This window comes from Streptomyces sp. PL-29 (assembly GCF_058344425.1).
The window spans coordinates 4,468,318-4,489,401 of the sequence record NZ_CP136996.1; the positions used below are offsets into that span (position 1 = coordinate 4,468,318).

20 protein-coding genes are annotated in these 21,084 nt (G+C 67.8%); 1 reads left to right on the top strand and 19 read right to left on the bottom strand.

Going from position 1 to position 21,084, the window contains the following annotated elements; genetic code table 11:
• Positions 1 to 15: 15 nt before the first annotated feature.
• From R4Z63_RS20670 to R4Z63_RS20740, 15 genes are all read right to left on the bottom strand, one after another.
• Positions 16 to 1,452 carry an ATP/GTP-binding protein gene (locus tag R4Z63_RS20670; RefSeq protein WP_384454119.1) on the bottom strand — a complete coding sequence of 479 codons (1,437 nt, stop codon included), beginning with the start codon at positions 1,450 to 1,452 and terminating at the stop codon, positions 16 to 18.
• Positions 1,449 to 3,029 carry an SCO6880 family protein gene (locus tag R4Z63_RS20675; RefSeq protein WP_491522635.1) on the bottom strand — a complete coding sequence of 527 codons (1,581 nt, stop codon included), beginning with the start codon at positions 3,027 to 3,029 and terminating at the stop codon, positions 1,449 to 1,451. The genes R4Z63_RS20670 and R4Z63_RS20675 overlap by 4 nt, the downstream gene beginning before the upstream one ends.
• A complete protein-coding gene (locus R4Z63_RS20680) occupies positions 2,983 to 4,878 on the bottom strand; it encodes a hypothetical protein (protein WP_384454112.1) in 1,896 nt (631 codons plus the stop codon). The genes R4Z63_RS20675 and R4Z63_RS20680 overlap by 47 nt, the downstream gene beginning before the upstream one ends.
• Positions 4,859 to 6,052: a DUF8175 domain-containg protein gene (locus R4Z63_RS20685; protein ID WP_384454109.1), complete on the bottom strand. Its 1,194-nt coding sequence runs from the start codon at positions 6,050 to 6,052 to the stop codon at positions 4,859 to 4,861. Before R4Z63_RS20685 ends, R4Z63_RS20680 begins: the two co-directional genes overlap by 20 nt.
• 120 nt (positions 6,053 to 6,172) lie before the next feature.
• Positions 6,173 to 6,511: a DUF8827 family protein gene (locus R4Z63_RS20690; protein ID WP_384454106.1), complete on the bottom strand. Its 339-nt coding sequence runs from the start codon at positions 6,509 to 6,511 to the stop codon at positions 6,173 to 6,175.
• Between the two features lie 49 nt (positions 6,512 to 6,560).
• A complete protein-coding gene (locus tag R4Z63_RS20695; RefSeq protein WP_384454103.1) occupies positions 6,561 to 7,538 on the bottom strand; it encodes a bifunctional lytic transglycosylase/C40 family peptidase in 978 nt (325 codons plus the stop codon).
• A 10-nt stretch (positions 7,539 to 7,548) separates the two neighbouring features.
• On the bottom strand, positions 7,549 to 8,115 hold the full coding sequence (locus tag R4Z63_RS20700; protein ID WP_384454100.1) for a hypothetical protein: 567 nt from the start codon (positions 8,113 to 8,115) through the stop codon (positions 7,549 to 7,551).
• A gap of 510 nt (positions 8,116 to 8,625) precedes the next feature.
• Positions 8,626 to 9,231: a hypothetical protein gene (locus tag R4Z63_RS20705; RefSeq protein WP_384454097.1), complete on the bottom strand. Its 606-nt coding sequence runs from the start codon at positions 9,229 to 9,231 to the stop codon at positions 8,626 to 8,628.
• A 20-nt stretch (positions 9,232 to 9,251) separates the two neighbouring features.
• The gene (locus R4Z63_RS20710; RefSeq protein WP_384454094.1) at positions 9,252 to 10,409 is read right to left on the bottom strand and encodes a DUF2637 domain-containing protein; all 1,158 of its coding nucleotides are present in this window, start codon (positions 10,407 to 10,409) and stop codon (positions 9,252 to 9,254) included.
• Positions 10,410 to 10,471: 62 nt separating this feature from the next.
• Positions 10,472 to 11,242, bottom strand: a complete 771-nt coding sequence (locus tag R4Z63_RS20715; protein ID WP_384454091.1) for a DUF6195 family protein — start codon at positions 11,240 to 11,242, stop codon at positions 10,472 to 10,474.
• On the bottom strand, positions 11,242 to 11,970 hold the full coding sequence (locus tag R4Z63_RS20720; RefSeq protein WP_384454088.1) for an ATP-binding protein: 729 nt from the start codon (positions 11,968 to 11,970) through the stop codon (positions 11,242 to 11,244). Before R4Z63_RS20720 ends, R4Z63_RS20715 begins: the two co-directional genes overlap by 1 nt.
• 2 nt (positions 11,971 to 11,972) lie before the next feature.
• Complete coding sequence (locus R4Z63_RS20725; protein ID WP_384454085.1) at positions 11,973 to 12,269, bottom strand: hypothetical protein; 297 nt, start codon at positions 12,267 to 12,269, stop codon at positions 11,973 to 11,975.
• Between the two features lie 563 nt (positions 12,270 to 12,832).
• Positions 12,833 to 13,195 (bottom strand): hypothetical protein, encoded by a 363-nt coding sequence (locus tag R4Z63_RS20730; protein WP_384454082.1) that lies wholly within the window; start codon positions 13,193 to 13,195, stop codon positions 12,833 to 12,835.
• A gap of 57 nt (positions 13,196 to 13,252) precedes the next feature.
• Positions 13,253 to 13,840 carry a WhiB family transcriptional regulator gene (locus R4Z63_RS20735; RefSeq protein ID WP_384454079.1) on the bottom strand — a complete coding sequence of 196 codons (588 nt, stop codon included), beginning with the start codon at positions 13,838 to 13,840 and terminating at the stop codon, positions 13,253 to 13,255.
• A 97-nt stretch (positions 13,841 to 13,937) separates the two neighbouring features.
• Positions 13,938 to 14,138, bottom strand: coding sequence for a hypothetical protein (locus R4Z63_RS20740; RefSeq protein WP_030460585.1), 201 nt, complete (start codon positions 14,136 to 14,138; stop codon positions 13,938 to 13,940).
• 761 nt (positions 14,139 to 14,899) lie between these two features.
• On the opposite strand from R4Z63_RS20740, the gene R4Z63_RS20745 reads away from it, so the two are divergent.
• Complete coding sequence (locus R4Z63_RS20745) at positions 14,900 to 15,772, top strand: helix-turn-helix domain-containing protein (protein ID WP_384454075.1); 873 nt, start codon at positions 14,900 to 14,902, stop codon at positions 15,770 to 15,772.
• Between the two features lie 218 nt (positions 15,773 to 15,990).
• Here R4Z63_RS20745 and R4Z63_RS20750 read toward each other — a convergent pair whose 3' ends face one another.
• From R4Z63_RS20750 to R4Z63_RS20765, 4 genes are all read right to left on the bottom strand, one after another.
• Positions 15,991 to 16,620 (bottom strand): HAD-IA family hydrolase, encoded by a 630-nt coding sequence (locus R4Z63_RS20750; RefSeq protein WP_384454072.1) that lies wholly within the window; start codon positions 16,618 to 16,620, stop codon positions 15,991 to 15,993.
• 270 nt (positions 16,621 to 16,890) lie between these two features.
• The gene (locus R4Z63_RS20755; protein ID WP_384454069.1) at positions 16,891 to 18,123 is read right to left on the bottom strand and encodes an MAB_1171c family putative transporter; all 1,233 of its coding nucleotides are present in this window, start codon (positions 18,121 to 18,123) and stop codon (positions 16,891 to 16,893) included.
• Positions 18,124 to 18,234: 111 nt separating this feature from the next.
• Positions 18,235 to 18,753, bottom strand: a complete 519-nt coding sequence (locus R4Z63_RS20760; RefSeq protein WP_384454066.1) for a hypothetical protein — start codon at positions 18,751 to 18,753, stop codon at positions 18,235 to 18,237.
• Between the two features lie 684 nt (positions 18,754 to 19,437).
• Positions 19,438 to 21,054, bottom strand: a complete 1,617-nt coding sequence (locus R4Z63_RS20765; RefSeq protein WP_384682774.1) for a recombinase family protein — start codon at positions 21,052 to 21,054, stop codon at positions 19,438 to 19,440.
• Positions 21,055 to 21,084 lie beyond the last annotated feature (30 nt).

Genomic DNA, 21,084 nt, shown 5'->3' on the forward strand with positions numbered 1-21,084 from the left:
GGTGACGGAAGCCGTTCATGCGGCGTCCGGGTAGCTGGTGGAGACGTCGGTCATCGAGCCGGAGGAGAAGCACAGGTGCTGTTCCGCCACGACCAGCAGGTGCTGCACGGCGGGGTAGATCACCTCTCCCACGACCCACAGGGCGATTCCCCGACGCAGTCGCACGATGTGGTCCGCCGTCCACCCTGGCAGCCCCAATCTGGCCACAGTGGCTTCCGCTTCGGCCTTCTTCATCGAGTAAATGACCACGGTGTCGGCCATTTTCAGTGCCGCTTGCGTCTCCGGCGAGTCGTCAATATCTGACAGGTGGTGAACGATGAAAATGCAAGACAATCCCAGGCCGCGCGCGAATTTGAGGAACTTTTCGAGCAGGGCGGCCAGCTGAGGGGTGCCGAGAATGTGCCACGCTTCTTCGGCGATGAGGATGCGCTTGCGCTGGCTGTACCGGCGGCAGCCTGTCGCGGGGTTCGGTCCCACCTCCCAGGCGCCGGAGTCCGCGTCGACCACCACGCGCTCGTGCTGGCTCGGTTCCGTCCCGCACTCGCACAGGGGCCGCAGCCAGACCTCTTCGAGGAAGACGCTGATCACCGCGACGAGGATGGTCATGGCGACACCGCCGGACGGGACCTTGGTGAGGTCGAACACGACCATGTCGGTGTCGAGGCCCACGCCGAGGCTGGTCGGCCCGTCCAGCATGCCGACCAGGTCGCCCGTCGAGTCCTGCTCGCTGCCGCACAGCCGGTCGAGGACGTAGCTCGCTTCGAGTCCGTCGGCGAGTAGTTCGTCCCGGGTGCGCTGCTTGGCGACGGCGTCGGACTCCTCGGGGGCCCGGAGCGCCTCGGCGACATCGGCAAGCACCGGCGTGCGGCCGAGCGAGTCCGCCCGATGGTGGGCCCTGCGGATAGCGATCCGCAGGGCGGAGCCGGCGAACTCGTCCAGAGGCTTGCCCAGGCCGAGCTCAACGATCGTCCTGACCAGCTCGACCTGCCGCTTGCCCGCGATGGCGGGGTCCATCGGGTTGATGCAGGAGGCGCCGGACCCGCCACCGGGGGCGAACTTCACCGGGGCCTTGCCGGTGAGAGAGCGACCCAGAGCCGCCCATTCGCCCTCTTCTCTTTCCTTCTGTTCCTTCGTATCAAGCACCACGACTTTCCGGCCCAGGCGAATTTGCCGAGCGGCGTAGGTCTTGGTGAGGGAACTCTTCCCCCTTCCCGTGTCGCCCATCACGATCATGTTGCCACCAGGCAATCCGTCGCCGAATGCACTGAAAGGGCAGTAAATGAAAGCCTTTCCGGAATACAATTCGCGGCCGATGATCGCGCCCGCGCTGCCCAGGGTGGGCGGCGCCACCGGCAGGTACAGGGCCTGGCTGGTGGTCGTCTCCGTGTAGAGCGGACGGCGCACGGTCTGGTGCATCGGGGACAGAGGGGCGAGGTTCAGCAGGTCACTCACTTGATGCCTCCGGCGAGGGGCAGGGTGTTGGCGAAGGCGCGGGCGTGTTCGAGGTCGAGCCACTCGATCCGCAGGTTCGAGTTGCGGGCGCGGCTCGCGGTCGTGCGCTTGGTGCGCTCCAGTTCCTCGACGCTGCGGGCCGAGATCGTGATGTAGCCGACGACCGCGGAGCCGGCCGCGCCAGAGGCGGCCAGGGCCATGCCGCGGGAACCGGTGGCGCTCGCGGCGATTTGATCGCGGGGGTCGATGTTCTTGCCGCGCTGGCGGTCGCGGTGCATCTCCGCCTGGTTGTTCGTGTCCTCGGCGAGCATGCGTTCCACGGCCCGGTCGTTGGGCTCTAGCTGCTGCGTGATGGAGAAGGTCCGGATAACGTCCGGCATCCCGATCAGCAGAGGCGACAAGAAACCGGGACCGACGGGGGTGGTGGGCCAGCTGGCGACGTGGGCCGTGGCATGGAACCAGCTCTCGGTGCTTCCTGCCGCGCGGGTCGCCACGTGGGTGCCCTGCCGGACGTCGACGTTGCGCGGGAAGGCGTGGGCCCGGGGAAGATCGGTGTCCCAGATGGCATGGTCAGGGTCGTACGAGTTGCGGATGAGAGCCGTCATCCTGCCCTCGTCCAGCGGGGCGACCACCGAGAGGTCGGCGTCCTCGGCGCGGGACCACAGCTCGTCCAGGTAGATGGCCATCGCGGCGGCGATCCCGTCGTCACCCCTTCCCCGGGCTGAGCCCTCGGCCGCCAGGTCCCGGGTGAACTTCGCGTGGATGGTGATGTAGTACCGGTGCTCTTCGGCGCTGGTCGACACCGCGTTGGCCAGCTGGTCGTACGAGTCCTTGAGCCACTGCGGGGCGTTGGCCGTCGCCGCGGACTCATCCCGCTGCGCGATGAACCGCTGATGGGCGTACGGGTCGGACTTCATCTGGCGGGCGAGGACCTGGATACGCTTGACCGGGTGTTCCTCCACGTTGCCGAAGGCGTCGAGGACCTCCCCCCAGCGCTCCAGCGCGACGACCTGTTCGCCGACGTCCTTGCCGCCCAGGCCCGGAGAGGTGACCTCCAGCGCGGCGGTGACGCAGCCGGCCTCCGGCTGGAGGACGACGACGGCCTGCTGCCCTCGGACCGTGACCGGCACCCAGGTCATGCCCGCGATGCCTTCGGGCTCCGTCAGAGCGGCGTCCGGAGGAGTTCCGTCCCTGCGTACACCGGCCTCGACGGCGGGCGACACCCAGACACCGCCAGTACGGCGGAGCGCCTTGCGGTGGTAGCGGTTGATCCGCCACCAGCGGTAGAGCGAGCGCCGCTGGGACGTGCCCTTCGGCCGGTACGGGGCATACACGATCACCAGGGCGAGCAGGAGGATCGGCATCGCGAGGCCAGCAGCCGCGAGGGCGGTCGCGCCGTTGAAGGCGAAGCCGAGCATCAGGCCGATTACGGCGCCGCTGCCGAGAACGACCTGTTCGCCGAGGTCGCGGCGGCCGACCAGCCCCCGTCGGGCGGTGCTTTCCGAACTGATACGTACGAGTTGACATGGGTCATCGGTCCTTGCTGGGGTCCGGCCGGCCGAGCGTCTGTCCGCCAGCCGGCCGCGAGGGCGGCGCGGGCGAGACGGAGGGCCCGGGGCCCGAAGCGGTTCGTGGTGCGGGGGAGGGAGAGGGTGCCGGGGGCACCGGTGCCGGGGCGGGCGCGGCCGGGGGCGGAGCCTGCGGCGGGAGCGACCGCACGGGAGCCGGTGTTCCGCCGGTGCCGGTCGGGCGCGGCGCTGCGGCGCTGCCGCCCGCCGCTGACGGGGCCGGAGCGACTACCGGGCCTGAGCCCGTTCCCTGCGAGCGGGCGGTGGCTGGTGCGTCGGACGCCGCGCCGACACCGGACGGCGCCGGGACGGCGCCGATGACCGGGCCCGAGGCCGTTCCGCCCTGCGAGCGAGCGGTGGCCGGAGCCTCCGATGCCGCGTGGCTGCTGGCCGCGGACCAGTCCGGGGCCGAGCCGACGACCGGACCGGACGTCGTGCCCCCGGTCTCGGCCGTGGCCGGCGCGTCGGAACCCGCGTGGCCGTTGGCCGCAGACCAGTCCGGGGCCGAGCCGACAACCGGACTGGAGGAGGCGCCCGTCGGGGCGCCCGGTGCTCCGGTGTGGCCGCTGTCCTCAGCTTGGCCGAGTCCACCGTTGGCGGCTTCGGCACCCTGTGCGCCGGGGGAGCTTGCGGCCTTGTTCTTTGCCATGTCGAGCCCGGCCTTGGCCACGGCCGCCCCGGCGGTGACCACGCCGCCTGCGGCGGCGGTTCCGCCGCCCATCTTGGCTCCGGCCGCCTTGGCGCCGGCGGACTTCCCGCCGCCACCCACCAGGGCGTCCTGGACCCGGGAGTTGATCGCCCGGTTCGCGTGCTGTCCGGGGCCGTCGATCGCGGCGGCCGGGCCGGAGGACTGGGCTGCCTTCCGGTCGTGGTGCAGCTGAGCCATGTGGTCGCCGAACTCGGGCAGCCACTTGTACAGCGTGGCCGAGGCGAAGACCGCGAGCAGGAGGATCAGCGCGCCCACCAGGGTCTTGGAGACCTGGTCGGACATGGAGCCCGAGCTGTCGCTCAGCACCGCGCCGCCCAGGCCCAGCAGGGCGAACAGGACCGGCTTCGACAGGGCGATGGCGAAGATGGCGCCGAACCACTTCTTGCTCTTGCCCCACAGATCCTTGTCGACCAGTCCGGCGTTCACGATGGGCCCGAGCGCGACAGCCGTGTAGATCGCGGCGCTCCGGATCAGTAGCTCGATCCACATCAGCAACGCGCCGGCCATCATGATCAGGTTGACGACCAGCAGCTGCCCCACGCCCTCGCTGGGGTTCGCCGCCATGACCGTGAGGACGTTCTCCAGGAAGGGCTTGAAGTTCTCCGTCGCGTAGGGCTCGAAGACGGCCGTGACCTCGTCGATCGCCGTGAGCAGGAGCGCGAGGGCCGCCGGGGTCAGGGCGTTGACGGTGAACTGGAGGAGCAGAAAGCCGATCGCCTCGCCCATGGCGGTGGTGATGCTGACCCCGCGCACCGCTCGCTTGGCGACGGCGATGAACCAGAGCGCCACGGTGAGCAGGCAGGAGGCCGCGAAGATGATCGCGTACTGCTTGAGGAAGCCGGGCGACGTGAGGTCGATCTTGGTGGTGGCCTGGATCAGCTCCAGCATCTTGCGCAGGAACCAGATGTTGGCTTCCGTCAGCTTCTGGAGCAAGAAGCCGAGCGGGTCCTTGACGAAGTCGATCGCGGCCTTCGCCTCGCACACCATCGGGATGTAGCAGAACGGATTCGCAACCGCGGACGGAACGAGGAAGAACCCGACGACGACGTTGACCACGGCGATGGTCTGGAGCCTGCGCCGCCAACGGCTCGGAGCCGTCCGCTCGACCCGCAGCAGGCCGGGGGCGTCGTCACGCAGTCGCAGGCGCATTGCCGACACCCCCCACCTCGGCGAAGGCGTCCGCCGAGTCCGCCTGCTGCATCGCGGGCGGCGACGGAACGAGCGGCGCGGACGGCGTGACAGCGGTCGTCTTCCACGTGCCATCGGCCCAGACGAGGTCCACGGTCATCCGCAGGAAGGCGACCTGCGGGCGGCGGGTCTCCTCCTTGCCCGCCACCCCGCCGGCCGACGCCGTCCACAGCTCGATGCTCGCGGCCTGGCCGGAGCACGAGATGGTGCGCGTCGCCAGGACAGCCGTCCGGGTGATCAGTTCACTGCCGTCCGCTGACGTGCCGTCCGTGCCGACCCCGCGGTTCTCCGCGACGAGGCGGGCGGTCGCGTCGGAGTCCGACGTGACCGACTTGAGCACGCTCGGTGCTGCGGTGGCCGTCAGCATCCGGTGCCGCCACTGCTCATCGGTGAAGAAGCGCGTGTCGCCGTAGAGCATGACGGCGCTGACCGCAGCTGCACGGGCCCCCTGCTCGGTCTGCTCGTAGGGCGCGGGGAAGCCATCCGGGCGGATCGCACCGGTCACGACCGGGTCGTCCGCAGCGGCTGGCACGTAGCCCGAGAAGTCCCCGGCGACGTTGGACGTCTGCCGCGCGTCGATCGGTGCGACCAGCCCAGCGGTGCTCGAACTGTCCTTGAGCTTCCAGTCGCCGGCCTCCCAGACGAGGGTGACCGTCACCGACCGGTATCCCGCCTTCGGGGTCGCGTGCCCGGCCGCGCTGCCGCGGACGGTCGTCGTCCACAGGCGGACCATGGCCCCCTGGTCGTCGTAGCCGAGGACGCGGGCGGAGAGGACGCCGGTGCGGGCGATGGCCTGTTCGGCGGAGAGGTCCGTGGTGTCACCCCGGAGGGAGGCGACTGCCTGAGTGGCTGCGAGGTCGGCCTTCTTGCTGACCGCGTCGGCGGCGTCCCGGGCGGCCATGGCCGTCACGGCGCGGTGGCGACGCTCGCTGTTGGTGAGGAAGGCGGCGCTGCCGCTGGCTACGGTGTAGTTGGCCGCTGCCGCCTTCGCGCCGTCCTGCGTGTGCGGGTAGCCCACGGCAACGCCGTCGACCGTGCGGGCGCGCTCCACGTTCACCTGCGGGGCCGCCTGGGCGGGCGCGGACGACGAGGGGGCGGACACGGAAGGGGAGCCGGTGGCGAGACTGACGATCACCCCGGCTGCGGTGACGACCGCGACCCCGCCGGCGGCGATGCCCGTGAGCTTCGCAGCGGGCCGGGGCGGTCGACCCGCCCTTGGGGAATCGTTTCTCCTATGGAGTCGTGAGGTCATGGGTCACACACCCATGCCGTAGGTGATGCCGAAGATCGTGCCGAAGCTGGCCACCAGGAAGACCACGGTCAAGCCGCCGACCATGAGCCCCTTGCCCCGGCTGCTCTCCATGGTGCTGTGGCCCTCGCCGAACCAGCCCTTGCTCTTGCCGACACCGGCGAGGAATGCGCCGGCGCCGATGACGAGCGTTACGGCGGCGATGACGCCGAGGATGACCTTCGCGGTCCCGCCGAGCTTCCCGAAGGGGCCCCAGTCCGGCTTGACGCCGGAGACGACGTCGGCGCCCGCGGCGAGGGTGGTGTGGAGGGAGGGGTCGGCGGCGACAGACAGCAGGTTGTGCATTTTCAGGCCCTTTGATAAATGTGAGATGAAATGAGGGATTTTGTGGCGATTAGCCGACGTGCCGCATGGCGATGATCTGCGGCGTCCAGTAACTGAGCGGCTTGATGCGGACCTGAGCGCCCGTGTGCGGGGCGTCGATCACTTCGTTGTTGCCGATGTACATGCCGACGTGCTCCGGGCCGGACGCTCCGGGAACGGTGAACAGCAGGTCGCCGGGGGCCAGTTGGGAGACGCTGGGAACAGCCGTTCCGGCCTTGACCTGGTCGTAGGTCACCCTCGGCAAGTTCACGCCCGCCGCGGCCCAGGCCATCTTGGTGAGCGACGAGCAGTCGCAGCCGCCCATGCCGGTGTACGGCGACTCGCAGGAGCCACCCCACTGGTACCAAGTCCCCAGCGCGGTCTTCGCGGCGGAGATCGCGCGGGCCGCTCCCTTGCCGGCCGGGAGGTCCGGCTGGACGGCGTCCGCCCACTGGGCCGCCAGGTCGCGGATGATGCGGACGTAGGTCCGGGTTTCTTCGTACGGGGGGATTCCGCCGTACTTGATCACAGCGCCGCCGCCCGCGTTGTACGCGGCCAACATGTTCTCCGTGGAGTCGCCCGGTACGTTCTTGACTTCCTTGGCGAGCGTGCAGTCGTACTTCGCCTGGGCCGCGATGGCGTCGGCAGGATTGCGGACGTCCCTGATCCCGTCGCCGTTGCCGTCCACGCCGTGCTCGGCCCATGTGCCGGGCATGAACTGCGCGATCCCAAGGGCGCCGACGGGGGACACCGCGTCGGGGTTGAACTTCGACTCCTGGTACAGCTGGGCGGCCAGCAGACTGGCCGTAACCTGCGGGCACAGGCCCGCGTGCTTGTTGACGAGGTCGCGGACCCAGCCGGGAACGGGTGCGTCCGTCTTGATCCCGCCACCGGGGCCGGCTTCCTTGGCGGAGGCACTGTCAGCTCCACCGAACGTGGTCAGCAGGGCGACGCCGCTGACCAGCATGGCGGAGACGAGGCTCAGGCCGAACTTCGAGCCCTTGTTCATCGAGGCCCCGTCACGCCCAGGGCAGGGCGGTGACCCGCCAGCCCTGGGAGGTGTGCTCAAGTCGCAGGGCGAGCTGTTCGCCGCTCCGCCGCGCGGGTCCGGAGGCCGGAGTCGTGGTGAGGGTGTAGCTCACCCGGACCAGGGCGACGGCCTTGGTCGGAGCCGGGGCGCCGTCGGGAACCGCGGTGGAGGTGATCTCGACCGTCTGCCGGGCCTGCTCAGCGCGGAGCGCGGCCCAGGCCGCTTCCTGGCCGGGACGCTTCTGGCCGAGGATGGGCACCAGGTCGCCGGACGCGAACTTGGCGGCCCTGGCTCCGGCGTCGGCGAACGAGGAGTCCTTGCCGTCGCGGGCGTCGTGCTCGGCGTAGGCCGCGGTGAATGCCCGCGCGCTCTGTTCGACATCCGCAGGCAGGGAGGTGCTCGGCGGCGCCGCCGGGACTTCTGCAGCCTGGACCGCACTCGTCTCCGTGGAGCCCGCCGAGATGGTGTCTGCCTGCGCGGCCGAGGAGCGGGGGGAAGCCTCTGGGCCGCTGGAGCAGCCGGCCGACAGCGCGGCCAGTGTGCCGACAGCACCCATGGCTGCGGATATGCGTATGAAACGGCTGGATCGAGGCATGGGGAATCCACAATCTCGGTGCAAGGGGATTTTGAGAGCGGGTGTTGCGGCCCAGGGGGAGGGGGCCGCAACACCCCTTCGCAGAGGAGGGGGATTTCCTCTGCGGGCTTTATCGGCGGTCGCTCGCCGCAGAATTGGCGGACCAGGGACGGATCTGCGCCGCGCCGGTCCGATAGCTGTTCACTGGCTTCACCGGCAGACCTTCATCCCAGGTCAGATGCCGTTCCCAGTACCCGTCAGCCCGTGGCATAGTTCGAGGGGACGGTGCGCAAAGCAGCCGCTCATATCAAGGCCATCAGCCCCCTCCAGGAAAAGGGGAGCCCGAAATTTTGGGCTCCTGTGGGCCGAAAACGCCTTGTGGCGTTGGCCGTGCCTAAATCCTCGCAGGGGTCTGCGGACAACTCGAATCAGCAAAAAAGCCGGAACCTAATTCCAGGAATTAGGTTCCGGCTTCTCGGTCTGGAGACAGCGTTACTCGGCCCGGCGAAGGTGCTCGATCGCCACCCCGAGCCAGGACGCGACGGGCCCGGCGACCCATAGGGGTGCGCACGTGCTGTACGAGAGCACCAGCCCGTGCGGTCCTGCCGTGAGGCCGGTGAGGAGGCAGTGGTCGAACGGCATCCACTCCACCGAGCCGGTCGGCCTGAGCCGCACTCCCGCAGAGGTCAGGACGACCCGGGCCGGTGTGTGGTCACGCCACTGCGGCTCGGCGGCGGCCTCGGCTTCCCGACGCCGCCGGGCATCAAGGGCGTTGGGCACCCACTGCTGGCCGAAGGTGGGGTGGTTCTCCCAATACCCCGTCGCTCGCGGATAGACGACGTCGGTCCCGTAGAAGCGGGCCGCCGAGCACCACACATCGGCGAAGGCAACCTCTCCCTCAGCCAACGGGACGTCCGCCGCCTCGACGGGTGCCAGCCGGCCGCCGTTCTGGAGGTGTGCGGCGAGCGCGGACGCGGCGTGCACGCCTTCGGTGAGGGCCGTCTCCTCTGTGCGGTTCTGACGGCGTCGCCACATGACCGGTCCTTCCTTGTTGACGAGGCCGGGCGCGGTCGCTGCGGTGGAGACGGCAGCGACCACGCGGCCCCAATGAGATGAGATCACCAAAGAGCGCTGGAGGCGGCGGCGGGGGCGCTCGCGCGCTGGTCCGTCTCGTCCTTCAACCGCGCCAGCAGGACGCCCAACCGGTCGTTGCTGATCGGCTGCCGTGCGCGGACGGCCTCCTTGATCGCGTCGCGGCTGATCCGTCCGCTCTCCCGGTAGGCCGCCCGAGCGACCGGCAACAGGTCCTCCAGCCACTCGTCATCGGCCTCCCGGTCCTGTGGCGGTTCGGCGTCGTCCGGGACGGACGGTCCGCCGTCGCCCGCGGGGTCGGGGACCGACGCCGGGGCCGGTGCTTCCGGGTCCGCCGAGGACGGCGACGCTTCCCGGTCCTGTGGCGGTTCGGCGTCGTCCGGGACGGACGGTCCGCCGTCGCCCGCGGGGTCGGGGACCGGCGCCGGGGCCGGTGCTTCGGCAGCGGCCGGGGCGGGCACCGATACCTCCTGGTCCGGGCGGCCGGTCGGCTGCCCGTCGGCCGGTCCTCGCCCGTCGTCCGCCCGGTCCGCCGCCGCGGACGGTCGCGGCCTCGGCCCGGCCGCAGCAGGTGTCTCCGGATGGCGCTCTGCGGGCTTTCGCAGGTCAACAGCCGCGCGGACCGTCCCGGACGGCGCGGACGACACGGACCTCATCCCGGAGTCCGCGCCGGTGTCCAGCGGCCCGGGCCCGGGGACCTGGGTGCCGCTCTCGGAGTCCTGGGCGCCCTGGCGGACCGGTCCGGGACCGGATTCCGCCCCGTCCCGGACGGACAACTCGGCGGTCCGCGCCATCAGGATGTACAGGTGGACCGAGCCCGCTAGCGCCAACGGCGCGAGCATCGACAGCACCGCGACGACACTGTCCGTGAGGTGCAGCGCGGACTGCGCGGACTGCGGACCGCGGTTCAACGTGATGGCGTGCAGCGCGTTCGCGCCCAAGCTCGCCGCCGTGGCTGCGAGGAACAGGAACCAGGTGTAGAGGCGGGACAGGAACGGCTGGTGGCGGAGCAGGACGATCGCCCGCACTCCGTACGCAATGAACCCGTCGATGAACAGCGGGAACAAGTACGACAAGGTCTCGCGTGCATGGATCGCTATGGCGATCTGCCGCAGCGCGTCGTACGAGAACGCGAAGCCGGCCGCGCCCAGAAGGACGATCGCCGACCGGTCCCAGGACGTCATGCTCCGCAGCGGGACCGCGGACTGCGAGTTGCCGGTAACCGGGGATATGTGCGCGTGGGACATCAGTAGTTGCCCCCATCCTGCGGAGCGATGTACTGCCAGGCCGGGGTCTGGGAGAGCAGCTGTCCGAGCTGCTCCAGGGAGGTCACCGCGTGTACGTGCTGGCTGGGGCAGCTCATGCAGGACACGCGCAGGGTGATGGACTCCGTGCCGCCCTGGTCGGAGTAGTACAGCTCCAGGTGCTGGCCGCCGACGGTGTCGAGCGAGGCGAACGCCTGGAGATGCTCCTCGAACGACAGGAGACCCAGGGTCTGCCACTCCAGGGTGGCCGCGTCGGCGCCGAGGAGACGGTGGGCGAAATTGGCCGCCGCCTTGGTGGACCGGGGACCCCAGGTGCGGAAGGCGTCTTGCCGAGCAGCGGTGCGCCGCCACCTGTCAAGCGTGAGCTGTTCGGCCGCAGAGACCATGATCGGGTGGGGCATCGCGGGGCCTTCCGTGGAGTTGCTGGTGGAGATGGTGTTGCCGTCGCCGGGGGAGTTGGCGAGACGGAGCAGGACGTCCGCGTGGCACGGCACGTCGAGGGGGCAGGTGCACATGAGGTCGAGGCCGCGGAGCGCGCGGGCGAACTCCTCCGCGTAGGAGCGGCCCACCGGTCCCCGGAGCGTCGCGGAGAACAGGTCCACCGCTTCCTCCGGGGCCATCGGGGGCCCGGCCGGGGAAGGGCTGCGGTCCCCGGTCGTGAACGGGTTCGCGTACGGGCTGCGAGGACCGACGTATGCACAGGCTGTGGACAGGGCGGCGTCCGGTGCCGCCCCTTGCAGGCGAACGGGCATCAGGCCGCCCTCCCGCCGCGTCGACGGTCCGCGCCGATCATCGGGACCAGGCTGGTCACCATCTCGGCCAGTCGACTCGCCACCCGGGCCCCGACGAAGTCGGTCAGGTCCGGCCCACTCTCGTCCCGCGCGGGGAGGTTGGACGTGATGACGGTTGGCAGGCAGTGGTTGTACCGGTGATTGATGAGGCGGTACGTCACCTCCTCGGTCCATTCCGAGGTCTTCGCGGTACCGAGGTCGTCCAGCAGCAGGTACTGCACCTCGCTGAGCCGCCGGAGCTCACGCTCGGCCGAGCCCATGACCTGCGAGGGTCGCAGCCTGCCGTACATGTCGGCGCTGTTGACCGCGATCAGCTCGAACCGGTCCGGGCCGCCGGCCGCGATCCTCCGCAGCGCGCCGTACGCCTCGTGCGTCTTGCCCGTGCCGGTCTGGCCGGTCAGGAGCAGGGCACCGGCGGCGGCGTTGTCGGCCAGAGCCCGATCGGCCCAGGCCCGTACCTCCGGGAGGCTCGCGTCGGCGTCGCGGTACCGGGGCGGCGTCGCGGCGCTCCAGCGGCCCAGGGCGTACTCCGCGCGGGCCCGGCGGTGCCACTGCCGGTCGCCCGGGTTCTCCTCCGCCGAGTCGTCATCAATCGCTTCCGGCATGGCCTGGAGCCCTCTCGCTGCGAGTATCCGTTCCATGGCCCGCAGGGATGCGGCGCTGCCCGCGCGCTCTGGGTTGGGGGCCATGATCAAAATCCGTTCTGGTAGGCGCTGGGCTGGGCGGTGTTCTGGAAGGGGACCCACGTTCCGGGCTGCCTCCGCAGCGGGACGACGTTGGTCCGGGCCGCCTGCTCCGGGGCCTGATCGGGGAGGTCCGCCCAGATGCGGAGCAGGTAGCGGGCGGACAGCGGCGGGCGCTCGGAGTTCCAGCGCCGGGCGACCATCTCGACCAGCCGTTCGTGGCCCCAACGGGCCGCGAGGGCTGTTACCCGGTCCCATTCCGCTTCGGTCAGCCGCCAGCCGACGACCATCCCGGCCGCGGTCATTGCCGCTACCAGCTCCCGGGCGCCTTCCGGGACCTCGACCGAATCCTGTCCGGCCGAAACTTCCCGGAGCTTTGAATCAGCAAAGCTAGCTTGCTTTTTAGTGGTGGTAGTACTCCCTACGGGAGTACTACCACCACGCGCACGCGAGGAAGAAACTTCCGGCTCGCCGTGAAGAGAATTCCAATTTGAGGGCAACGCAGGGGAATTCTGGGAAGCCGCTTCCTGGAAGTCCCTCCCAGCTTGCGGCACACCGGAGCCCGAAGACGGAAGTTCCGTCCCCTCGTGCGCCGCCGTCCCGCCGGCCTGGCCGACGAGGAGGATGGAGTACCTGCTGGGGTTGGACGCCCCGCCTCCGCGTTCGCGGCTCAGCTCCCCGAGCGACGCCAGGTCACCGAGGCACGTCGTGATCGAGCGGACCGTCAGCCCGGTCAGCCGCGATATCTCCTCCAGGGTGAGGGTCGCCCGCCCCTGATCATCCGCCTCCCGGGCCAGGGCGAGCAGGACGAGCCGCGAGCCCCTGCACGCCTTGGACTCAGACCACACCAGGTCCGTGGCTATCTCGCTCATTCGAAGTTCCTGTCGGATATCGCTATGCGCCGTGCCGGTACGAGGCCGAAGGACTGGTCGTCTTCCGGGATGTACCCCTTCTGGTGCGGCTCCGGGGTGAGGTAAAGCTCCCCGGTCGGGAGATAGAAGTCGTGAGCGACCCGCCAGTCCGCGAGACCGCCGAAAGTCCGGCGGATCAGTCGCGCCACGCCTTCTTCCGTCCTGTGATCGAGAAACGTGCGGTAGAAATCGGGCTCGAACAGGTAGGTGAAGCCCCGCCGAACCGGAAAGACCCGGACAAGAACCGCAGCGGGGGCAACCCTTCTAATTTCTTCTTCGAGGTTTTTCCTCGTCAAAGCAGTGAGGTTGTTCTGAGACATGGGTAGGCTCCAGGACGCAAGGAAGTCCTTGCGGGAAGAATCGTTTCCTCGCGGCCGTCAGGCAGCGTCAGCGCTTCGAACCGGCGGCGCGGCCGGTTCGGACCGGCGCTTCTGCCGGTGGGTCCGTGCCAGCTTCAACAGGTACTCGTGGGTGATTCCGAGCCCCCGCGCCACGGCAGCGGCATCCATCGTGGGATCGGCCGCGAACCGGGCGATCACTTCGTTACGCTCCGCCTTGCTCAACGCCGCGGTTGAGCCGCGCAGCGCTCGACCGACAGCGTTCTCGTCGGTGCGCTTCTGCCAACTGGCCCGCAGAGTAGAGCGTTCCGAGGCAATCAGCCCCCCGCGAATCCCGAACTCTTCGTCGTTGCGCAAGGACTCGATCAGGCACCGGGCCGCCGTCGACAGCGGGCAGGCCGCACACAGGTTCAGAGGCCTGACCAGCGACAGCCCCAGTCGTTCGACCGTTTCCATCGGCTCGGCCTGCGGACTGTCCCCGATAGGAAAGAACATGTCGGTATCCCGCCCGGAGCACCGGGCATTCTCGGCCCAGTGCTTCCCTCGGGCCTTCTCGGATTCCCTGATGAGGGGGCCCCAGTCGCCCCGCAAAGCCGCCTCGGAGAGGTCGGATATCGTGGTTCTCATTTCGCCTCATGGTGCTAGCGGCACACGGCAGCCCAACCGGTCCGGTGCCAGAAGAGGAAGCGAGAGTCATCGAAAACTCTCGTGAGGAAGGCGTGAGCTAAGCGGCTTCGCTGTCGACCGAGGTCCCGGTAACAGGCTTCACGAAGTCGTAGACGCGCGAATCGTGGGGAACCGAGAACTCGACGTCGAGGATCTTCCCCAGCGTCTCCCACTTCTCGCGGTCCCAGTCCGGCGAGGCTTCGAGCTGTGCGCTCACCCATGCATCAATGGAGGCGTCGAGGTCGTCCGCGTCTGCCATGGCCGCCCTCACGCGCCGAGCCGCAGAAACGCGACGTGGTGTACGGGCGTGCAGCAGGTAGCGGGCCCTCCCGGCCGGGCCATCGCCTCGGAGGCGCGCTCAACCCCAGACGGCCGACTAGGAGCCTGGCCGTAGCAGGGAGCGAAGAGGGGACAGACGTGCTCGACGGCAGGGGCGAGCTGGGGCTGGCCGTGGCCGGCCACTGAGGAAGGGATTCCCTTCGGCATGGCAAGCATGCGATACTCCATGGTTGCTAGAAACGCACGCAGCGGCCTCTCGCCAAAGAAGTTCCGTTGCCTGCGTAGTAGTGAATCGGCGCCCTTTAGGGAGCCGGACCCGGTGTCCAGGAGTTCGTAGCTCCTGGGCACCGGTCTCATCTCGCCCGGATTCCTGCCGGGCTGGCTCTCTGCGGCACGTGCTCCCCCCTCTGTTCGTTCCGGCGCCTGCCTGGGTCGTTGCCGGGACACCCGCGGCGAGCCCCATCCCATCGCTCCAGGGATTGCGACGGCTCGCGCGGGGCCCACGATGGCCGACATCATCGGAGGGTGCTCCCGCCACCGGCCGACAACGACTAGGTACCGAAAGCAGCCACGGCGATGCGGCATGCACAGGAGTCCACTGGAGGCTGGCACCATAGAGTGGGGAGCCCGACCAGCAGGTTCGATACATAAACTTACATTATTTTCCTGGAAGTATCAACCCTGATCTACGGCTACCCGGCGCCGCCCCGACCCGTCCCCGATCGCCACTCTGGAGTTCATGTGCCACGTCAGTTCGACGGCAAGCGTGTACGCGCTGTCCGGCGGGGCAAGGACCTGAGTCAGGGCGAGCTGGCCGCCGCGGTGGGCGTCAAGGCTCCCGCTGTGGCGCGATGGGAGAGCGGCCAGGACTTCCCCAAGGGTGAGAAGCTCCCCGCGATTGCGGCGGCGCTCGGTCAGCCGCTCGACGTTCTCTTCCCCCATGACGGCCCGCCGGACCTCCAGCTCCTGCGATGCGATGCCGGCCTCAGCGTGGCGGACGCCGCTGCGATCCTCGGCACGAGTCGCGTGCCGGTGAGCAATGCCGAGTCCGGTCGGCGCCGGCTGGGCGACGCCTATGTGCTACCCCTCGCGGAGGCGTACGGGGTGACCGAAGCGGAGTTGCTGGCCGCCCAGGACTGCTCGTTCGGGATTCGCCCCGAGACCTCGGGTGACGAGCGGGCATCGGCCCCCCGCACGATCGGCGAGAAGATCAACTATCTCCTGGAGTACGGGTACCTCGGCCAGGACGCGCCCTCCAACGACGAAATCGTTCGGCGCGTAAATGATCATGCCGGCGGGCCAGTCGTTACGGTCGAGGACATCGCCGCCCTTCGCGCGGGCGCGACAACCGAGGCATCCGAAGCAGTGCGCGCCGGCCTGGCCGAGGCGCTCCAGGTCGACGTCGCCATCTTCCAGGACGATGCGGAGCTCAACGAAGAGGTCCGCGAATTCCTGGAGTCGATCCGCTTCCTCAAGTCGATTCGAGGAGGGCAGATCCTCGGTCTGGCTGCCCGCGGCAACGGCGCGGGCCTGTCCGCCGAGATGATGGCCACGATCAACAACCTGGTCGGAGAGCTGAAGCACAAGCTCCCAGACGTAGAGGACGAGGGCTGACGCCCATTGGCGAGCGCTCCTCGCAGCCCTGGATTGGCGAGAAGTTCCGAACCTCGGTTTCGTGTCCGGCGCCGACCGTTGGCGGGGCGCAGGCCCTGCGGCAGTAGCCGTGCTGCCTGCACCGAGCCGACAAAGGCGAAGGGACTGAGGCGGTGCCCCCGTGGGGGTACCGCCTCAGTCCCTTCGCCTTTTGCCGACCGGACCTCCGAGGCGCTGAACTACGACGCGGAGAGGTCCACGCCGAGCAGGTCGGAGAGAGTGGCTACCGTCTGCTTGGGGTCACGGTTGTGCACCCCTGCAAGGCCGAGCTGCTCTGCTGCCTGGACGTACGCCTCGGTGTCGTCGACGAAGATGCACTCATCCGCCGGCAGGTCCATGAGCTTGAGCGTGATCTCGAAGAGGCCCTGGTCAGGCTTGCGCATCAGGTGCTGCTCGGAGATCACTACGACGTCGTACAGCCGCTCAAGCTCGTAGCCGTCGTACAGGTCCCAGGGGGCGAGACCCACGCTGTTCGACAAAATGCCCACCTTGATCCCGGCCCGCCTGGCCGCGGCAGCCGCGTTGATCAGCAGCGGCTCGGGGCGGAGGTCGCCGAAGATGCGGCCCATCAGGTTGTCGGGGGACACGCCCAGCATCTTGCCGGCGAACTCGTTCCACTCGGTCTGAGAGACCGCTCCGCGCTCAAGATCGCTGGTGATCCGGACGCCTTCCTCGTCCTTGTACAGAGCCGTGAGGCAGGCGCCCTGAGGAAGGCCCTCGCGCTGCTCGAAGGCGAGCACCGCAGGCAGCAGCGGCGTGGTGAGCACGCCGCCGAAGTCGAGGATGAGGCCAGTGCGGCGGTGGGACATGCGGGAACTCCTGGTTGCTGAGATTACGGACACCCATCCAGACCGGACGGCGTCAGGCCCCGGCTACATGTCGTGACTGTGCGTCGCAGGCCAGGGCGTACCTATGGGCGGATCAAGACCGATTTGTCCGCACAACCCACGGTACCAAACCAGATCAAGCACCGGAGGGTGCCGAATCTCACTGTCGATGCCTATTCAAGATCGCCATATCGCGCCCCGCGTGCCTGAAATGAGGCCGCCCTGGGGCGTCGTGTGGAAACCCCATCAAGGCTACCGATCAGCCAACTCAGAAATTGTCGCGTCGGCGAGAAGCTCCTGAGCCTGCTTCTCGGTGGTATTCAAGTAGGCCGTGCTGACGCGCGCTAGCCACGCTGCTTCGCTGTCGGTGTCAACAAAGGGCTTTTCTCGCAGAGGGGCGGAGGCATCCGCCCTTGCTGGTCCGGCGTCAACGGCTTTGAGCGCGGCCTTAATCCAGTACGCCTCTGCGGCTGGCTCCGGATCGGAATGCGAGGCGGTAGCGTCCTCTGCGACGAATATCAGCTCCCGAGGAGCGTAGTAGCGCAGCTTCTCGCAAGCATCAGCGATATCCTGGGTCCATCGGTCGAGGCGGACGTCGATCGGGACGCGCATGTGCATAAGTTCAGTGAATCGCTTTCCAGGTGGATAGAGACTCGTCCCCGGAAATGCCTCTACCAGGTCGAACCAAAGCGGATAGATCGTGTTCAGGGTGCGCCACGTCTTCCACCGGGCCACGGCTGCGCGGGTGGTGGGAATGCTGGCCCCAACGCAGACGATGAGGAAAAGCAGGTTCATCCATATGGATGCGGCGTCCACGACAAGCCGAACTGCGGATGGACTCATAGGGAAGGCCACCGCGGCCCAGACGAGAGCGATACGGGACACTGAATGGACCAGGCCCATCCACATCGAAATCCCCATCAAACGCAGCCCGATGCGCATGCTCGTGCACTCAGCTCGTCGTGCTGCCCTTGTCCACTGGTACCCGCAAACCGTGGCCGTGACCAGCGGAAAGAAGTAGAAGACGGTCATGTAGACCGCAAATCCCCACTGGCCGGCATGGTCGATGAGGAAATCTTGGCTCCGCACCTTGCGGTCCACCACGGTAAAGAACAGGACCGTGAGGAGAATGACGCCGACAATCCCGGCCTTATATGATGCGCGGGCGATCCAGCGAGAGACCGCTACGTGACGGGGGACAACTGTCTCCGTGCTCTTCCCGTAGCTCGTGGCGACGTAGGTCAAGGCCGCGATGGTTGCCGCAGTGCTGGCGAAGTGTCTGAGCAGGGCATCCACGTCCACGACCGGGATTCGGTCCATGACGGTCATCAACGCCGGTGTATAGAGCCACAGGGCTATGCCGAACCCCGCATAGCCTCCCCACAGAGCCCGGCGGTGAAAGTCACCGTAGCGAACTGCTGGGAATCGCCATACAGCGATTGCGGTCATTACAACCGCAGTCAGATATTGGAAATAGTCGGACATTGAACCGTGGTTATCTTGGGGAGGCTGCAATTTTCCCGACCTTGAAAGTCGGACGGCCGCAGCCTTAATCGCAATGAGGTGGACGGGCGGAAGTTGTGGGGCCCGAGATGGCTAACGCCAGCGCTGGGGCGGGGCAACAGGGTGCGCAAGGGAGGACTCAAGAAGGCTGACCATGTCATCTCCCCCGGCCGACTGACGTCGCGCCAGCCTCTTTATGAGCGACGCCGAAAGCTCGGCCTGCTTCTCCTCAGGGCTATCAAAGTCGACGCGCCCTTGGACCACTGCCGATGGATAACGACGGATGACCTCTTGGCGGATTCGTTCAGGAACGTATCGCTCGATCTCGACTGGCGTCAGCGTGGTCCCGTGGTCCAGCCATTCGTGCGCGAGCTCATGGAGGATGATGTGCTCGGTCTGATTCCGGCTCGAACGGCGGCGGTAGAGAATGAGGGTGAACTCCGGCGCTTTCACTCGAAGGCCGCATGCTGAGCCCAGCCCACCATCGGGGTCGTCCAGTGGTACCAGCCGAATCTGGCGACCCAACACGCCCTCCATGTTCCGCACCAGTGCCTCGACACTGAAAGGAGTGGGAACAGGAAGGTCGGCGAGCAGCCTCTCACATTCCTTCACGAGTGCGCGCTGTGAAGGGTCTCTACGCCAACGCATAGTCGCTCCATTGAAATGCTGGTTTGCACCGCCAGCGCCAACCCAGATACTCGTACGCGAGGCGCTATCAGTTAGGAGCCTGTGCTTGAGGTGTGTGCGGGGGCCGGTCGATCGGTGGCCGTAGCCACGGTCAATCGTACAAGGAGAAAAGTGTGTTATGTCCGGGCTGGGCGTGTTGTGAAGGTCACGCCGACGCACAAATTCCAAGATCAAATTGAGACATGCGGCGTCTTAATTGATCTTTAGCCCTCCGGGCGCGAGCCGGGGTGAATGGGCCGGGCCGGGGCCGGCTTGGAGGAGCGCTTCGAGGCGGTTGGCAGCCTCGTGTCGGGGGTGAGCGTGGCACGGCCATCCGGGGCACGCTCCGGGGCGGTCTGGGATGCGCTCGATGACAGACCTGCAACCGGTGCAGATCGTCATCATGGGGTCCGTGCTGCGGCGCTCCACCGACCGGTCCGTTCTTGCTCGTGATGCTGGTACCTCATCGAACGTACGGCTGCGCGGAGCGCGAACGGGAGCGACGGCGGCGTGAGGTCGGCCACGCCGCGCAGGGAGGCAGCTGCTGATGCGGAAGGGGCGGGGCCGTGCACTCCAGAGTGACGGCCCCGCCCCTTCCGCTCGTGCCGAGCCGCCGTCGAGAGCGGGCGGCTATTTCCACACAGGGATGAGGCGCTTCGGGTTCGGTGTCTTGTTCCCCTTCTGCCCCGGCAGGACCTGGACAGCGGTGAATATCTCGAAGAGCACGTGGCGCTTCTGTGAAAGGTCGTACTCGCCAGAGAGCCACTTCTTGGCAACGTCGTCGGGTGCCTGATTCTGCACTTCTGCCGCCAATTCAAACCTGGCTCGCTCGCGGCGCAACTTCTTGACTTCCTTCTCCAGTGGAATCGCCAACCGGTAAAACATGTCGGCGGGGACTTCATCGTCCTGCCACTTCTTTTCCAGGTCGGCGAGCTTGTCCGCTTTCTTCTGGAGCTTCTGTTCATGTGGCCAAGCGACCTTGACCGGGATGAAAGTCGCCTGGGCCTTTTTCAGTTTCGCCAACACCAGGCGCTGGAGCTGCTTGTCTACCATGGGCCCGGAGATCGAGTTGCGCGAGCACCGTGCGCAGGTGTAGACGTACGGGCTTCGCTTGCTCGCAGTCTTCGATCCGCCCATGGCCTCGTTGCAAATGCGCGTCGTAACAACCCCGTTGAGCTCCTCCTCGATGCGGTACTGGCAGCGAAGCAGCGTGGAGCCTAGGTACTTGATGGTCTTCGGGATGCCGGTAATCTTCGGCGTGCCGGAGCCGCGGGCAAGGTAAGTACTTCCTGGCCCGAAAGTGGCACACACTGCGCGCCATTTTTCCGGCGTGGTCACCGTTTCCCAAACTCCCACGATCGGGGCGCCGTCATCGTCCAGGACGAGTTCGCCACGGTTTGCGCGATAGCCGCACACTCGTGGGGCGGTCATCATCTGCGTCAGGGTCTGTGGAACGATGTCGCCGCCGCGGCTTCCCTTCAGTCCTCGTCGCCGTGATTCGTCACAAAGGGTGCTCATTGCTTTCCCCTTGATACGCTCATCAATCGCCCACGCGAGAAAGTCTGACTCGACCCGTCGAAGCGTCTTCCGGTCTTCCTCCCAGCCGAACGGGCGCGGGCCGCTGTGAGGCAGGCCGTCGAGTATTCGGTCCTGGTGCCAGTCACGGATTCGACGCTTCTTCTTCATGGACTCGGCCTTGTTGACCACCGCCATGATGCCGGTCTTGATGATCTCGCTTTCCTCGGTGAGATCCATCGGGCCCGACGGGGTGTAGAAGCGCCGGCTTGGGTCGAGCGTGATCGCCTCGACAAAGTCCTCCCAGTCCCGGTCCGTGCGCTGCACGCGGTCCTGGTCCACGCAGATGACCCCGTGGACCGGGTAGCCCTCTGGGGTATGGCCGCGGCGGAGATCCCGCAGCATCGACTGGAAGTCCGGACGCACCACGTCGCGCTTCGAGGCCGACAGGTCGTTGTCGGTGTACCGGTGGACGATCACGGCGTTGTGGCGAGCCGCGTTCCTGTCGTTGCGGCGGTGCTGGTTGGCCACGCCCTTGCCCGCCGACCACGCGGAGGTGGCGGCCTTCTTCTTGTTGTGCTTGCGCCAGTCGTCCGAGATGCGGGAGTACGCGATCAAGAAGGGGGTGTCGGGGTGGAGCCGGGCAAGCTCCTCCGGCGGTGCGAGCCCGGCGGGCCTGCCGCGCAGCTCAAGATCGTCCGGCCCGGTTTCGTCGAGCGGAGCGCTGGACATGGCGTGTTGGTGACTGATTGTGCTCAAGGA

Bases quoted from the DNA above. Each gene is read 5' to 3' on its own strand.
- R4Z63_RS20750 (WP_384454072.1), bottom strand. From the start codon at position 16,620: ATGTCCCACCGCCGCACTGGCCTCATCCTCGACTTCGGCGGCGTGCTC.
- R4Z63_RS20700 (WP_384454100.1), bottom strand. From the start codon at position 8,115: ATGGGTGCTGTCGGCACACTGGCCGCGCTGTCGGCCGGCTGCTCCAGC.
- R4Z63_RS20755 (WP_384454069.1), bottom strand. From the start codon at position 18,123: ATGTCCGACTATTTCCAATATCTGACTGCGGTTGTAATGACCGCAATC.
- R4Z63_RS20725 (WP_384454085.1), bottom strand. From the start codon at position 12,269: ATGACCGCGGCCGGGATGGTCGTCGGCTGGCGGCTGACCGAAGCGGAA.
- R4Z63_RS20715 (WP_384454091.1), bottom strand. From the start codon at position 11,242: ATGCCCGTTCGCCTGCAAGGGGCGGCACCGGACGCCGCCCTGTCCACA.
- R4Z63_RS20740 (WP_030460585.1), bottom strand. From the start codon at position 14,138: ATGGCAGACGCGGACGACCTCGACGCCTCCATTGATGCATGGGTGAGC.
- R4Z63_RS20735 (WP_384454079.1), bottom strand. From the start codon at position 13,840: ATGAGAACCACGATATCCGACCTCTCCGAGGCGGCTTTGCGGGGCGAC.
- R4Z63_RS20690 (WP_384454106.1), bottom strand. From the start codon at position 6,511: ATGCACAACCTGCTGTCTGTCGCCGCCGACCCCTCCCTCCACACCACC.
- R4Z63_RS20710 (WP_384454094.1), bottom strand. From the start codon at position 10,409: ATGACGTCCTGGGACCGGTCGGCGATCGTCCTTCTGGGCGCGGCCGGC.
- R4Z63_RS20695 (WP_384454103.1), bottom strand. From the start codon at position 7,538: ATGAACAAGGGCTCGAAGTTCGGCCTGAGCCTCGTCTCCGCCATGCTG.
- R4Z63_RS20720 (WP_384454088.1), bottom strand. From the start codon at position 11,970: ATGGCCCCCAACCCAGAGCGCGCGGGCAGCGCCGCATCCCTGCGGGCC.
- R4Z63_RS20680 (WP_384454112.1), bottom strand. From the start codon at position 4,878: ATGCGCCTGCGACTGCGTGACGACGCCCCCGGCCTGCTGCGGGTCGAG.
- R4Z63_RS20730 (WP_384454082.1), bottom strand. From the start codon at position 13,195: ATGTCTCAGAACAACCTCACTGCTTTGACGAGGAAAAACCTCGAAGAA.
- R4Z63_RS20765 (WP_384682774.1), bottom strand. From the start codon at position 21,054: ATGTCCAGCGCTCCGCTCGACGAAACCGGGCCGGACGATCTTGAGCTG.